We start from the raw sequence: 14,031 nt of genomic DNA, 5'->3' as shown, positions 1-14,031 counted from the left end.
TGGAGCGCCGAGGTCAGCTGCCCAGAGTTCGCCAGGACTTCGGCCGGGGTATCTCGCGCTGGTCGAGGTAGTTCTGGAAGGCAGTCGGTCGGCGGGGCGTGGGGTCTTCGGTTGGAGGCAGTCCGCTGAGGCGCTCGATGTTGACGGCGATGGCCGTCAGGACGTGCTGGATGTGGGCTTTTCCCTGTCCGCGGTAGCGGCAGCGCCGCATGCCGTATCCGTGGGCGAACTCGTTAACCGTGCCCTCCACTCCGGAGCGGACCGCGTAGCGGGTCTTCCACTCGGGTGTCTGTTGCTCGGTGCGGACGCGAAGTTGCAGGTCGCGGAGTTCTCGTGGGGGAAAGCCCACGGTGCGGGTGCTTTCGCGGGAGGTGGTGCACTGGGTGCGGGCCGGGCAGGGCTGGCACTGGCTTTTGGTGAACCTGGCCACGATGAGCGGGGCCGCGGTGGGTGAGGAGGTTGGGTAGGGGCCGTGCCAGCCCTGGCTGACCTGGCCCTGGGGGCAGGTGACCTGCTGGCGGTCGTAGTCGATGTGGAAGTCGTCCCGGGCGAAGCCTTCGTCCCGGCGGTGTTGCCGGGTGGGGTTGCTCCGGAGTGGTCCGGAGACAGTGACCTGGTGTACACGGGTGGCTTGTTCCAGGCGGGGCAGGGAGGTGTAGCCGGCGTCGACCAAGTGCTCGGCCGGCAGCAGTCCGCGGCGTGACAGGCGGGTGTGGATGCCGGGCAGGACCTGGCTGTCGTGGGTGGTGGCCGCGGTGGTGGCCACGTCCGTGATCACGTTGGGGCCGTCGGGAGCACAGGTCTCGGTCAGGTGAGCGGAGAACCCCTTCCAGCTGATGATGTGTCCGTGCCGTGCGTAGCGGGCCGAGGTGTCGTAGGGAGAGACGACCGCCCGGGACGAGGGCGGCAGCCCGGGCCCGCCTTCCTTCTCGGCGGTGCGCCAGCGCAGGTGTCCTGCGGCGTCACGGTGGTAGTTCTGCACCATGATCCGGCGCAGGGCCTGGACACGAGGGCCGGATGTGCAGGTCCGCTCCGTGCCGGTAGAGGTGTTCCAGAAGCCGGACGGCGTCGTTTCCGGTGGCAAGGACCCTGGTCATGGGCTTGGTGGGGTTCTTGCCCAGGCGGACCGGTCGGCCGTAGCGGCGCCCCCAGTCCTCATCGACCAGCTCGTCCAGCAGGTGAGGGGAGGTGCCGGCGACTTCTTCCAGTGCGGCGCGGACCGCCTCGGTGATCAGCTCCAGGCGGGTCAGGTCCCGCACCGCGGCCAGGACATGGGTGGAATCGGTGCGCTGTGTGGTGCGCTCGCGCACCAGGCCAGCCTCCTTGAGACGGGCCAGCGCGAGGTCGAGGAGGCGGTCAGCACGGTCGCCTTCGGCGAGACGATCGCGAAAATCTACCAGTCGGCGAAGTCCTCGTCGCGCCACAGCCCGGCCAGCCGGTCGCGCACCCATATCGCCGTCGTGCCGCCCGGATTGCTCGCCCGCGCGACCTGCGCAGTCAGAGGCGGGACCTGCTCACCGGAACGTGGGCGGAGGGACAACAGGCACCTCGACAGCTGCATCGGTCATCGGAACTACCCGAGCATGCCCGTTGACCATACTGCCGCACCGCGAAACTCCAAGATCCCCGACAGAGTCAAGCTGAGCAGTGGGACCACTGGTTCCAGACCGGACGACCCACCGTGGTCAGCCACAAAGAAGCCCAGCTCTTCTACGACCACGTCGCCCCGAGGCCCGGGATGTCCGCCGTGGACCTGGCGTGCGGCAACGGCCAGTGGACCCGGCAACTTGCCGCCTGGGGCTGAACGCCACCGGCCTCGATTTCTCCGCTGAAGCCCTCCGGCAGGCCACGGCGGCCGGTGCGGCCGACGTGACGTACGCGCACTGGGACATCGACGGCGATCCCATTCACCACAGCCTGCAACCGGGCAGCGCCGACCTCGTGACCTGCCGCTACGCGCTGCCGTACCTCCAGTACGAGCGGCTGCTGACGGACATCGGACGCTGGCTGCGCCCCTCCGGCACCTTCTACGCACTCGTGTACGTCGACCAGCCCGGCGAGAGCAGGAAGCCAGACACCGATCCGTTCCACCGAGGCCTCACCGAACAGGAACTCCAAACTCTGAGTTCCGGATGGGCATTCCGCCGGACGTACTCACTGAGCCGGAGTCAGAGGGCAGTAGTACTGCGCGGCTACAGCTGATCACGTCCCGCTTCGCCCCGCCGACGGCGCGACGCGGGCCGCAACTCCCGGTGCCGGACAACGCCCCCTCGATAAAGCGGAACAAGCTCAGCCCAGCCTGGCCCCCGTCGTTCCAGAGGTGTCATGTGCCTAGTGTGGTAAAAATCAACGTCAACGTACGCACATGAGCCCACCGGGCATCGCGCCGGGGAGGGTCAGCATAGGAGCGCTACGCGCGCTGTACGTCATCCGCGGGGACGAGCCACTCCCTGCCCCCTTGGACGCCATCGATCGCGTGGGCCTGTCCGTACTCCGCTTTGACGACAACTCTTGGTGACCCCACATCTCGTCTGACTCGTGGTCACGACTCACCGTTGTCGCACCTGCCCTCTGCGCTACGACGGTGCCTTCGCCCTTCAGGGGCTGATTCGAGCCCGGATGGCCGAGGAGAGAGCCGGTATGCGGAGCGACGCAGGTCCGGTTGTGGAATCGATGGAGCAAGCACCGAGGCCCGTCGAGGGCAAGATCACCCCACAACGAAAGGAGTACTCGTCATGCGAGTAGCCAACCGAGCAGGGACGAAGTCGCCACGCGCGAGACTGGGGGCACGGTTCGTCGGACTCGGCTTGACCACGGCGCTGGCCGTCGGCCTGGCCGCCGGCCCCGCGTCAGCCCAGGCGGGTCCCCCGAGCGAAGCGGGGGTGCAGCCCTTGGAATTTCTCGGCACTCCCGACCTCGTCTGCCCTCCGGGCGAGATGGTGACAGGGCTGAGCGTGCCCCCTGAGGACCTGACGTTCCCCGTGAACATTCCGAACGACGGATCCGGAGTGGTCACCGTCGACGTCACCGACACCGCGCAGGGGGAAATCTTCAGTTTCTCCATCGAGGGTGACATCGCCGCCACCCAGGTCACGGCAGTCGGTGGGACGAATGCCAACGTGTACATGTACAACGCCACCACCGGCTTCCCCGGCGGCATTGCGGCGGACGCACAGCTCCACGCCCCGCTTGGCCAGGGGCCGGACGGCAGTCAGTACGAAGACCTCATCCGCATCGACTTCTGCTTCAAGCCCAGCCCGTACAACGGCAACGGCTGACGTCAGCAGCAGCCGGACGACGGACAGCGTGCGGTTTGCGCTCCGTGTGGACGTGAGGCGGCCGCCTCGAATGCCAGATAAAACAGTTCGCCCAGGCTGAGGCGGCCGACCAGAGCGTCGAACAGGCAAAGAGGTCCGAGAGTCCCACGAGGCCTAAGACCGTGTCCTACGTGGTGAGCTCAAGGCTCAGTTCGACTCAAGACCTCGGCCCTGCGTCCCGGGGCGGTGCGGGCCCGCTCTATTGCTAGCGCTCATGACGCTGGGTGGAGAAAGGGCTGACGCATCGCCTCTTCGCTTCCCATTAGGTTCGACTCCTGCCACCCCTGCCACAACAACGTCACTACCGGTCGCCCCTCACGGACACGGAGCCCTTCCAGCAGGCCCGGACAGTACGGAATCCGGAAACGGCCTCTGCCGCGTGCGGCGAGCAATCCGGGCGGCACGACGGCGATATGGGTGCGCGACCGGCTGGCCGGGCTGTGGCGCGACGAGGACTTCGCCGACTGGTACCCGCGTGACGGACGTCCGGGCCTCTCGCCTGCTCAACTGGCCACCGTCTGTGTGCTGCAGTTCCTGCTCGGCCTGTCGGACCGGCAGGCCGCCGAGGCGGTCCGCTGCCGCATCGACTTCAAGTACGCCATGGCTATGGAGCTGGACGACCCTGGCTTCCACCACAGCGTGCTGGCCGACTTCCGCGACCGTCTCGCTGAGGGGGACCGTGCGGATCGCCTCCTCGACCTCGCGCTTGCACGCCTCAAGGAGGCCGGCCTCGTGCGGGAACGCACCACACAGCGCACCGACTCCACCCATGTCCTGGCCGCGGTGCGGGACCTGACCCGCCTGGAGCTGATCACCGAAGCGGTCCGCGCCGCACTGGAAGAAGTCGCCAGCACCTCTCCCCACCTGCTGGACGAACTGGTCGATGAGGACTGGGGGCGCCGCTACGGCCGACCGGTCCGCCTGGGCAAGAACCCCACCAAGCCCATGACCAGGATCCTCGCCACCGGAAACGACGCCGTCCGGCTCCTGGAACACCTCTACCGGCACGGAGCAGACCGCACGTTTGGCCCTCGTGTCCAGGCCCTGCGCCGGATCATGGTGCAGAACTATCACCGTGACGCCGCAGGACACCTGCGCTGGCGCACCGCCGAGACGGAAGACGGCCCCGGACTGCCGCCCTCGTCCCGGGCGATCGTCTCGCCCTACGACACCTCGGCCCGCTACGCACGGCACGGACACATCATCAGCTGGAAGGGGTTCGCCGCTCATCTGACCGAGACCTGTGCTCCCGACGGCCCCAACGTGATCACGGACGTGGCCACTACCGCGGCGACCACGCATGACAGTCAGGTTCTCCCCGGCATTCACACCCGTCTCGCGCGTCGCGAGCTGCTGCCCGCCGAGCATCTGGTCGACGCTGGCTACACGTCCCTGCCCCGCCTGGAACAAGCCACCCGCGAGCACCAGGTCACTGTCTCCGGGCCGCTCCGGGTCAACTCCACCCGCCAGCACCGCCGAGGCGAGGGTTATGGCCGGGATGACTTCCACATCGACTTCGACCGCGAGCAGGTGACCTGTCCACAAGGCCAGGTCAGCGCAGGCTGGCACGGCCCCTACCCGACCTCCTCGCCCACCGCGGCCCCGCTGATCGTGGCCCGATTCACCAAGAGTCAGTGCCAGCCCTGCCCCGCCCGCACACAGTGCACCACCTCCCGCGAAAGCCACCGCACCGTGGGATTTCCCCGACGAGAACTCCGCGACCTGCAACTCCGCATCCGCACCGAGCAACAGACACCCGAGTGGAAAACCCGCTACGCGGTCCGATCCGGAGTAGAGGGCACCGTCAACGAGTTCGCCCACGGACACGGCATGCGCCGCTGCCGCTACCGGGGACAGGGCAAGGCCCACATCCAGCACGTTCTGACGGCCATCGCCATCAACATCGAGCGCCTCAGCGGACTACCACCGACCGAGGAAGCACCCACGCCCCGCCGATCGACTGCCTTCCAGAACTACCTCGACCAGCGCGAGATCCCCCGGCCGAAGTCCTGGCGAACCCTGGGCACCTGACCTCGGCAACTCCAAGATCCCCGACAGAGTCAAGCTAGCAGGCCGCAGCCCACCACACATCGTGGACCGGGGTGAACATCCCTGCGGCTTTGGCCTGTTCGAGCGCGGTCGCACCCGGCAGGCCGCCCGGCTTGCGCACCAGTGCCTCCAGGCAGTAGTCCGGAGCCAGCCATTCCCCAAGCCTTTGGCGATCAGCGTTCGTGCCGGGCAATCTCCGTGCTGCCGTCGTAGACGGCGAGATCATGCAGCACGGCTCGCACCCGGCGGCCGCTGTAACGGACCGGCACCGAACAGTTGTCGGTACGAACCGAGATGCCGCTGCGGCAGTCTGGGGCGAATCGATATCCCGAAGCACGGCGGCACAGCCCGCCAGGCCCAACCACTGACCACCACGTAGACAATCGCCGCGAACAGCGTCTCATCAGGCGTGTCCTGCGTCCCGCCGCCCTGCGGGCGCACCCACGATGGTGGGATGAGCGGCCTCGCGATCTGCCACAGCCCGTCCGGAACGATCCAACTCCATGTTCCCCGCCCCACCACGGAGTCAACGTCCGCCTCACCACGTAGGACGCGGTCTTAGGCGCCACTTCAGTTGGTGTGATCTTGCGGCAGTCTGGGGCGATGACTGCTGCGCTTGTCGAGCGGATGGCGCCGGAGGACCTGTGGGAGCTGTTTCAGCGGGTGGTTTCACGCCGGCGTCGGAACGACCGCAGGGCGGGGGACGGCGCCGGCGAGGTGACCGCGAGGATGCGCTGGACCGCGTCGGCCGAGGGGGCCTCGGAGAGGCAGTAGACCACGCCCGACTCGAGGTCGGCCCATGCCCGCTCGAAGTGCACGCGCTCGATCGCGCGTGCGGCCGATGAACGTTCCCGAGCTCCGCTCCGGATGGGTGGATCAGCGCAGTCCGGCAAAGAGATCGTTCTCGGGTACGGCCGCGCCGGTAGCGTCCTGGACACGTACGAAGGTCTCCATGCCCATCAACTCGCCGAACCTCTCCTTGCCCATCTTGAGGAAGAAGATGTTCTCGCTCTGACTGGCATGGGCGGCCAGCGCGTCGAACTTCTGACCGCTGAACGCGGTGGTGTCCACCCACGTGGTGATCTCATCGTCGGGGAGGCCGATCTCGGCCATCGCGGCGGCCTCGGCAGGATCCGGCTCCGGCATGTCCGGATGAAACTCGCGCATGATCTCCCCGAACCGCTGCATCCCCGAGCGGGGCATCGTGGTCCAGTACACCTTTGGTGTCAGCGCAGTCATTTCCAGCGCCGCCATCGTGATGCGGTGGGCCTGGATGTGATCGGGATGGCCGTAGAAACCGTTCTCGTCGTAGGTGACGACCACATCAGGTCGGTAGTGCCGCATGAGTTCCGCGAGTCGGGCCGCGCCTTCCTCCACGGGGGTCTGCCAGAAGGAGCCGGGGGCGTCGTTGCTCGGCCAGCCCATCATCCCGGAGTCGGCATAGTCCAGCATCTCCAGATGGCTGACCTTCAGGACGTCACAGCTCGCCTCGAGTTCTTGACGGCGCATCAGGGCGACCGCCGCCGGATCGTGCCCGGGATCGCCCGGCTTGACACCCCCCGGCCCGTCTCCGCAACCGCCGTCGGTACACGTCACGAGTACCGTGCGGATGCCTTCCGCCGCGTACCGCGCGAGGATCCCGCCGGTTCCGGTGGCCTCGTCATCGGGGTGGGCGTGTACGGCCATGAGCGTCAAGGGCCGGTCAGTCATGAAACAGTCCTCCTGCAGAAATGCGTCTTGGTCCGACTGCGCGGCGGGGTACCGCTCCTGGGCCCGGATCCTGGTGAGGCGGACGACCTTCTGGCCTCCGAAATTCCCCGCCCGTGCGGCGCCGGTCCCTCAGTCGATGCAACCGTGCTGGCAGGGCCGGCTGTTCCCGGCGCGGCCGCTTGGCCTTCCAGGCGTCGGCGTTTCACGGAAGTCTCGTTCACGATGGATGGAGCACCGCCAAAATCGCTTGTTCGAGTCCCAGCCCGTCCTGGGCCAGCTCAACGGACCGGACGTCGTGGACGATCGGCCGCGGTGCCGCTTCATTCCCCGGGGCAGGTCCGCTCCTGCGGCAAGCCGTCCGCGTACCGGTCCCATTCCGCGTCGGTGAGCCCCTGCCCCGTCACTGCGCAGGCCGCCCTGATCGGGTCGTCGACGACGGCCACGGCCTGCCGTATGCCCCAGTGGACGAGCTGCGCCGGGCGCACCTTCTCCCCTGCCCCGGACGAGTCGAGCTCGGTCGTCGCTTCACCTGCGGTGATCAGCCTGCGACGGTCGGGGGTGAAGAGTACGAGTTCCCCCATCGTCTCCCAGTCGCCCGCCACCGAGGCGAGGGTGAGCGGGCGAGCGGCGTCGGTGCAGTCCCATAGCAGGGTTCTGTCGCTCTCACCCCACGTGGATGCGGCGAGCATCGTGCCGGTGGAGTCGAAGGCGACCGCGGCCGCCTTGCCGATGTTCCCGCCGACCGAGCCCAGCAGCCGGGGCCGGGCAGTGGCAAGCGTCGGCTCGGTGATCCCGTACAAGGTGATCTGCTCGCTCGCATCCGCCAGCGCGAGGCGGCGACCGTCGGGGCTGAACTCCACTGTCACACCGGGGACTTCGCTGGCGCCGAGGGCACCGAGGCGCCGGGGGCGGGAGGGGCTGCTGATGTCCCACAACGACGTGCCCTGCTTCTCCGTCGCCACAGCCAGAGTGGGGCCGGCCGGGCTGAACGTCATGGCGTTGACCTGGCTGAGGGGAAGCCGGGCCAGTCGGCGCAGAGCACCGCGACGGCCGACGTCCCAGAGCTCCATCTCCTCGTAGCGCCCCTCGAAGTCGTCGCTCGCCACCGCCAGTGCGCGGCCATCGGCACTGAACGCGAGGGTGAGGACGTCGCCCTTGGTCGTGGCTGTGTCGAGTAGGCGCGGGTCATCGGTATCGGCGATGTCCCACAGCCGGATTGTTCCCGTTGAGGACCCGGTAGCTAATAGGCGTACGTCACGGCTGAAGGCGGCCGTGGAGATGTCCCCGGCGTCAAGAGCCGACAACCGCCGGGGAGCCGTCGGCCGTGTCGCGTCCCAGAGTTCGGCCGGCAGCTTCGGGCCGTCCAGGTTGTTCTCGTCGTACGCCTGCGTGAGTGTCAGCAGGCGCCGGTCGGGGGTGAATGCTGCAGCCGGCACTCGGGTGTTCGGTGCGGACGTCGACGCGTCCCGGCGCAGAGCGAGGCTGTCGGCGAGCTCCCACACCGCGGCCCGACCGTCGTCGGAGGCTGTGGCGATCGTACGGCTGTCCGACGCGAAGGCGACCGAAGTGACCGCGTCCCTGTGATCGGTGAAGCGGGTCATGAGGCGGGGGGAGAGCGGCTTGCGGACGTCCCACAACTGGGCCGTTCCGTCATGGCCGACCGTGGCCAGCCGCCGGCCGTCCCGGCTGAACGCCACACCCCGCGCGGGCCCGGCGTGCTCGGAAAGCGTGGCCAGGGGCTGCTGGTCCCTAGTGTCGACGAGCTGCGTGATGCTCCACAGGCTCACGCCGTTGTCGCTGGTGGCGGCCGCGAGGGTGTCTCCATCGGCGGCGATCGAGACCGAGAACACCTCGGTCTGCGCGGCCCCGCGGATCGGTACGAAGCCCACGTTGACGGGCTCCGAGCGGTCGGTGAGAGACCAGATCGTCGGCGCCGGGCCCGCGCCGTCCACCACGGCGGTGTGGCCGTCCGGGCTGAACGCCACCCCGTGGACCGGGCCGCTGCTGCCGCCCTTCAGCACGCTCAGCCGACGCGGCGACCGCGGCTTCGTCACGTCCCACAACACCGCGTCGGTCCCCGCCCCACCGGTGAGCAGCGAACGGCGGTCCGGGCTGAAGACGACGGCTTCCACCCCGCGGGTGAATCCCCGGAGTTCGGCGACGCGGCGCGGACGGCCGGCATCGGCCACATTCCACAGTGTGACGGAGCGGTCCTGGCTCCCGACGGCGAGGATGCGTCCGTCGGGGCTGAATCCCACGGCTGTCAACGCGGCCTGCTGCCGCGGGAGTCCGGCGATCCGGTGGGGGCGGGCTCGGTCTGCCGCAGCCCTGGCTCCGACCGTTCTGGGCGCGTTCCACAGGATGACCGTGCGATCGGTGCTCGCCGTGGCGAGGACGCGTCCGTCCGGCCGGTACGCGATCGATTTCACCGGACCCGTGTGGCCGGTGAGGAAGGTGACGCGATGGCGCTCCACCAGCGTGGAGACCAGCCCGGTCCGTCCCTCGGGGGTGGGAAAGAGCCGCTGGGCGGCCGCGCCGAACCGCAGGGCGTCGTCCGCCTGTGTGTAGCGCAGGGCGTCCGCCTGCAGGACGAGACTGCGGGCGACCGACCTGCGCTGCTGGTCCTGGGCTCGTTCACGCTGCTGCGTCGCGCTGTTCCAGAGGGTGGCGAACGTGGCCGAAGCGGCCAGCAGTACGCACAGCACGATGCTGAGGTACACGCGCGTTCGTTGCGTTCTCCGATGGCGGGCCGACACGCTTGCTTCGAGGAACGCGCGGGCGGTGGTGTCGAGGGGGATGGCTGGAGGAGTGTCGGACGTCAGCCACGGCCGGACGCCGGCCAGCCGGTCTCCCGTGTACAGATAGGCGGCGCCGCGTCCATGGCGCAGCCAGAGGGCGGCGTCCTCAGTGAGCTGCTGGTGAACGGGGAGTTCGTGTTGCGCGTCCCGGATCCATGTGTTCAGTCGCGGCCAGGTGTGCAGCAGGGCCTCGTGGGAGATCTGGGCGCTGTCGCGGTCCACGGTGACGAGGCGGGCACGGGCCAGACGGTCCAGGACTCGGGCATCGGGGGCGGGTCGGCGCGGTGGCACGTCCGCCCCGGATCCTGCTTCGGGTACGGCGTCACTCTCGTCGCCGTCCTGCTGTCCTGGCGTGCGCCCGGGTGGCTCCTCCTGCACTGTGCCGCCCACCTCGGTGGTGCGCAGCGGACGCCGTACCACCTCGCCGCCGCTGGTGATCTCCACCATCCGCAGGAGCAGGTGGCGCAGCGCCGCCCTCTCCGGTTCGTCCAGGTCGGCGTACAACCGTTCCGTGGCCGTGGCCACGGACTGCCAGATGCCGCCGGTGGCCTGGTAGCCGGCGAGGGTGAGGACGGCGCCGTCCCGGGCGAGCCAGGTCTCGCGCAGGGCGTGGGCCAGAAAGGGAAGGGCCGTGTCGGGCGCGGTCTCCGGTGACACGGCGCCGTGCCCCCTGCCCGCGGTGTCCCGCTCCCGAAGATCGTGCAGGAGCCGTTGGACCAGGCCGGGCTCAAGGATGAGGCCGGCACGGCGGGCGGGCTCTTCGATCGCCGTGCGCAGGGACTCGTTGGACATGGGGGTGAGGGAGATCTGGCCGCGGGCGAGGGCCTGGGCGAGCGGAGCCTCGGTGAGACAGCTGCCGTAGTGATCGGCACGGACGCCGATGACGACACGGGGGCTTCGGAGTCGTGCGGTCGTCTCGGATTCCTGGCCCGGGCCGCAGAGCAAACGGATGAACCGCCGGCGTTCCTCGGGATCGGAGGCTCGGGCGAAGATCTCCTCGAACTGGTCGACCACGAGGAGCCCGCACGGCGGCCGGTCGTCCCGAGGCGGAGGGAAACACCCCTCGGTGAGGTCGGCGAGCACGTCATCGAAGGGACGGTCGACGGCCTCCGACCACAGCCGTGCCAACGCCTGCAGCGGCTTCGCACCGGGCGCGGGGAGCAGAAGAACTGGCCAGGGTGCGGAGGTGGATCCGGCTTCGTGCCGCAGCTGCAACTCGGCCAGCAGCCCGGCCCGCAGGAGTGAGGACTTCCCGACACCCGACGGGCCGACCAAAACCACGGGATCGGCGGAGCGGGCCCGGCACACCCGTGTCACCAGCTCCGCGACCGCGTCGTCGCGGCCGGTGAAGTGAATGTGGTCTTCGGCAGCGAAGGGCTTCATACCGGGATAGGGACACGGCACGTCCGCGGGCGGCGTCCGCTGGGGCTCGGCGGCTACGTGATAGGCACGGTTCGCGGCGACGACGAGGCGGCCGAGCGTGCCCTCGCTCCACTGGCGGGGGGTCACCGGCCCGTCCGCGAAGGCCCGCAGGAGGGCGCCGTGCAGGTCGTCGAGGGTGAGTACGGGTGGCCCGCCGGGATCGCCGTCACGCAGCAGTTCCAACAGCCGGCCGCTGAAGAGGGTGTGCCGTGCGCCCAGGGGCGCGAAGGACGCGGAGAAGTGGGAGGAGGAGGTCAACAGGAAGCTGCCGTCGGGTCGGGCTGAGGCAAAGGGGTCCGCGGTGCGCCGGCCCCGCGGCGCGCCGGCGCGACCGGAGAAGCAGCAGTCGAGGATGACGGCGCTGCCGCCGGCCGCCCTGCCGAGCAGGTCCTGGACAGTTCGGTAGGGCACGGCGTGGGAGATGCTCTCCGCGTGGCGGCTGCCGTGCGAGGCCAGGTAGAGATCGTCCTTCGGGCCGAGCAGACCATGGCCGACGTAGTAGAACAGGACGGGGCCGTCGGCGTGTTCGACAGTGTTCTCCAGCACCGTCACGACATCCGGCGGTGAGGCGTCGGCCGGCAGCCGGAGGATGCGCTCCGGTGCCATCCGGCAGGCGTCCTCCAGGAGCGACTGGAGGTCGTCGAGCGTGGTGTCGACTCCGGGCAGTCTGGACAGCTGGGAGCCTTCGACGTGGTGCCCGGTGCCGACCAGTACGGCGTACGCGCCCGGCGAAGCAAGCCCGAGCCCCGGCGGCTCCCTGTCCGCGGGCCGATTCACGGTCACTCAGGAGGGTGGAGGCCAGTGCCGGGAATGCTGGTCGGCTCCTCCGGCGGCGGCGACATCAGGTCGGCGGTCAACCGCCGTGCCAGATCTGCGGTTTGGTCGGCGTCCATGCCCTTGACGTGGGTAGAGACGATGGTAACCTCCCGGCCATCGGCCTGCCGGACGGTGATCGTCTGGCTCCCCCTGCGGGTCTGAGCCCAGGCCACCACCGCCCCGGCGAACGCCGCCGCCACGCCACCGGGTTCGAGGAGCGCGAGAAGGGCGTCGGTGGCCACTCCCATCTCACCCGGAGGGGGCGTCGCGGTCGTCTGCCGACGGGTCCGGCCGCGCAACTCGGGCTGCTCGTCCAGCCATTGCCGCAGCAGCTCGCACGGGGCCGCTCCGCCGCGCCGCGCGTTGTCGTCCCGCACGGTTATGGTGATCCACATACTTCCCCCGCACCTGTGACCGGCCGAATACACATCGTAGCCAGCGAGGCCCAGGCGCGGGAAGAATGTTCCACAACAGAACGGCCGTTGAACGAACCGGAGTCGCGGGTGATCGCACCCGGCACGCAGGAGGGCCAGAGAGTGATCAGCCCAGGACGTCCAAACGGTCCGTTTTCGCGTCGAACGACACCGCGCGTGCGTATCCGGCTTCTTCCTCGGCCTACGAAGGCACTGCTTTCTGGGCGTTGCTGGTCTTCCGTACGGCTTACCAGGGGCGAGTCTGAACACAGGTGCTGCTGTGCTGTCATGACTGGTCTGCCGAGCCGGTCATGCTGTGGGCCGCAGCGATCCCGAATCCGGAACCGCGGGCGCTGTCCCGGCCCCCCGGGCAGCTCGAGGACCTGGATACTTTCGGGATGCTTTGGTGGCTGGTGGCGTTGGCGGTCGTTGCACGGTGTGTGTGAGTGCTCGCCGTCCGTACCGCAGTGATGTCTCCGATGCCCGCTGGGCTCTGATCGAGCCGGTCCTTACCGCCTGGCGGCGAAACGAACTGGGCCCGGTACGGCGGCCCGGGTGCACGACCTGCGTGAGATCGTCAACGCGATCCTCTGCGTCAACCGCACCGGCATCCCATGGGAGTACCTGCCGCACGACTTCCCGCCCCACAAGACCGTGTATGACTACTACGCCAAGTGGGAAGCCGACGGCACCACGCAGCGGATTCACGACCTGTTAGGCGACAAGAGGCGCCGAGCTCACGGCCGCAGCACGCAGCCAACCGCGGCCGTAGTGGACGCGCAGAGCGTGAAGACCTCGACAAACGTCCCCGAGACCAACCAGGGCATCGACGCCGGCAAGAAGACCAAAGGACGCAAGCGGCACCGCGCAGTACGGCGTCGACGGGCCACACGGGTGGCTGGATCTCCCGGTGGCTGAGGCGGCCGCACGTGCCGCAGAACTCAGCGCCTGGCGTGACCGCCTCCATGGCAAGGGCCTCACGGTCTCGGTCGACGAGCACACCGATTTCCACCGCTTCCAGCGGGCGGGGTGGGACCATCCGCTCCACGTCGGCGCGATCGCGAGGAGATCGCGCGCGAGCTCCCCGGGGCACGGCTGCTTGTCCTCGAGGAGGCCGCCACCGCGATCCCCGAGGCGGCGGTCGGCGAGGTCGCCGAGGCGATGCTCACGCTCGGATAGAGGACGGCGGGTGCCCCGCGGGTCTGGCCTCCCCGCAGCAGTGGACGCCGGAGGAACGGCCAGAGCCCCGCGGCGGCGTCCGCAGGTGCACCGCGTCGCACCCCGCCTGTCCCCCGGTGCGGCTACGCCCCGCTCGGATCCGGCCCACCTGACGGCCATCGACGGCATCTGTTCGTCAAGGGCGTTGCGCAGGGCTGGTGAGCTACGGCGCGTACGGCAGCGGTCGTCGTGACTCCACCCACGCGTAAACGCGCGGGCTTCCTGCGTCGGTGGCTAAGCCGCCGTGCAGAGGACCAGCCCGGCCCTGTTGAGGACGTTCGTCGCGCC

At 69.2% G+C, this 14,031-nt stretch carries 10 protein-coding genes and 4 pseudogenes; 6 read left to right on the top strand and 8 right to left on the bottom strand.

The genetic code is table 11. The features are described from left to right. Nucleotides 1-13 precede the first annotated feature (13 nt). From IF78_RS49940 to IF78_RS49930, 3 genes are all read right to left on the bottom strand, one after another. Nucleotides 14-985: a transposase gene (locus IF78_RS49940; RefSeq protein ID WP_037641941.1), complete on the bottom strand. Its 972-nt coding sequence runs from the start codon at nt 983-985 to the stop codon at nt 14-16. Further along, nucleotides 963-1,310, bottom strand: coding sequence for a hypothetical protein (locus IF78_RS49935; protein ID WP_234439928.1), 348 nt, complete (start codon nt 1,308-1,310; stop codon nt 963-965). The genes IF78_RS49940 and IF78_RS49935 overlap by 23 nt, the downstream gene beginning before the upstream one ends. Before the next feature lie 83 nt (nt 1,311-1,393). After that, on the bottom strand, nt 1,394-1,540 hold the full coding sequence (locus IF78_RS49930) for a hypothetical protein (protein ID WP_244889803.1): 147 nt from the start codon (nt 1,538-1,540) through the stop codon (nt 1,394-1,396). 218 nt (nt 1,541-1,758) lie between these two features. On the opposite strand from IF78_RS49930, the gene IF78_RS0134915 reads away from it, so the two are divergent. The 3 genes from IF78_RS0134915 (at nt 1,759) to IF78_RS0134905 (ending at nt 5,348) form a co-directional block, all read left to right on the top strand. Further along, nucleotides 1,759-2,202: a class I SAM-dependent methyltransferase gene (locus IF78_RS0134915; protein WP_158751569.1), complete on the top strand. Its 444-nt coding sequence runs from the start codon at nt 1,759-1,761 to the stop codon at nt 2,200-2,202. 605 nt (nt 2,203-2,807) lie between these two features. Beyond that, on the top strand, nt 2,808-3,278 hold the full coding sequence (locus tag IF78_RS0134910; protein WP_031486579.1) for a hypothetical protein: 471 nt from the start codon (nt 2,808-2,810) through the stop codon (nt 3,276-3,278). A gap of 456 nt (nt 3,279-3,734) precedes the next feature. Continuing rightward, nucleotides 3,735-5,348, top strand: a complete 1,614-nt coding sequence (locus IF78_RS0134905; protein WP_031486578.1) for an IS1182 family transposase — start codon at nt 3,735-3,737, stop codon at nt 5,346-5,348. A 339-nt stretch (nt 5,349-5,687) separates the two neighbouring features. On the opposite strand, the pseudogene IF78_RS46810 reads toward IF78_RS0134905, so the two are convergent. Then, a pseudogene (locus IF78_RS46810) lies at nt 5,688-5,885 on the bottom strand (transposase); the annotation flags it as partial. 84 nt (nt 5,886-5,969) lie between these two features. Here IF78_RS46810 and IF78_RS47980 point away from each other — a divergent pair. Next, a pseudogene (locus IF78_RS47980) lies at nt 5,970-6,094 on the top strand (IS5/IS1182 family transposase); the annotation flags it as partial. Here IF78_RS47980 and IF78_RS47975 read toward each other — a convergent pair. The 4 genes and pseudogenes from IF78_RS47975 to IF78_RS0134885 all read right to left on the bottom strand — a co-directional run. Beyond that, a pseudogene (locus IF78_RS47975) lies at nt 6,095-6,235 on the bottom strand (nickel-binding protein); the annotation flags it as partial. Between the two features lie 7 nt (nt 6,236-6,242). Next, entirely contained in the window at nt 6,243-7,076 is an 834-nt protein-coding gene (locus IF78_RS0134895; protein WP_031486576.1) for a PIG-L family deacetylase, read from the bottom strand. Between the two features lie 320 nt (nt 7,077-7,396). Next, nucleotides 7,397-12,079, bottom strand: coding sequence for a caspase, EACC1-associated type (locus IF78_RS0134890; RefSeq protein WP_158751567.1), 4,683 nt, complete (start codon nt 12,077-12,079; stop codon nt 7,397-7,399). Continuing rightward, nucleotides 12,076-12,507, bottom strand: a complete 432-nt coding sequence (locus IF78_RS0134885; protein WP_051828389.1) for an effector-associated constant component EACC1 — start codon at nt 12,505-12,507, stop codon at nt 12,076-12,078. The genes IF78_RS0134890 and IF78_RS0134885 overlap by 4 nt, the downstream gene beginning before the upstream one ends. Before the next feature lie 460 nt (nt 12,508-12,967). Here IF78_RS0134885 and IF78_RS44140 point away from each other — a divergent pair. Together IF78_RS44140 and IF78_RS46795 are read left to right on the top strand one after the other, a co-directional pair. Continuing rightward, nucleotides 12,968-13,386, top strand: a pseudogene (locus IF78_RS44140) (transposase); the annotation flags it as partial. Nucleotides 13,387-13,554: 168 nt separating this feature from the next. Beyond that, complete coding sequence (locus IF78_RS46795; RefSeq protein WP_234439927.1) at nt 13,555-13,704, top strand: hypothetical protein; 150 nt, start codon at nt 13,555-13,557, stop codon at nt 13,702-13,704. Nucleotides 13,705-14,031 lie beyond the last annotated feature (327 nt).

Source organism: Streptomyces bicolor (genome assembly GCF_000719285.1).
Lineage (GTDB): Bacteria > Actinomycetota > Actinomycetes > Streptomycetales > Streptomycetaceae > Streptomyces > Streptomyces bicolor.
Note: the sequence above shows the minus strand (reverse complement) of the source record. Positions and strands in the feature narration are given on the sequence as shown.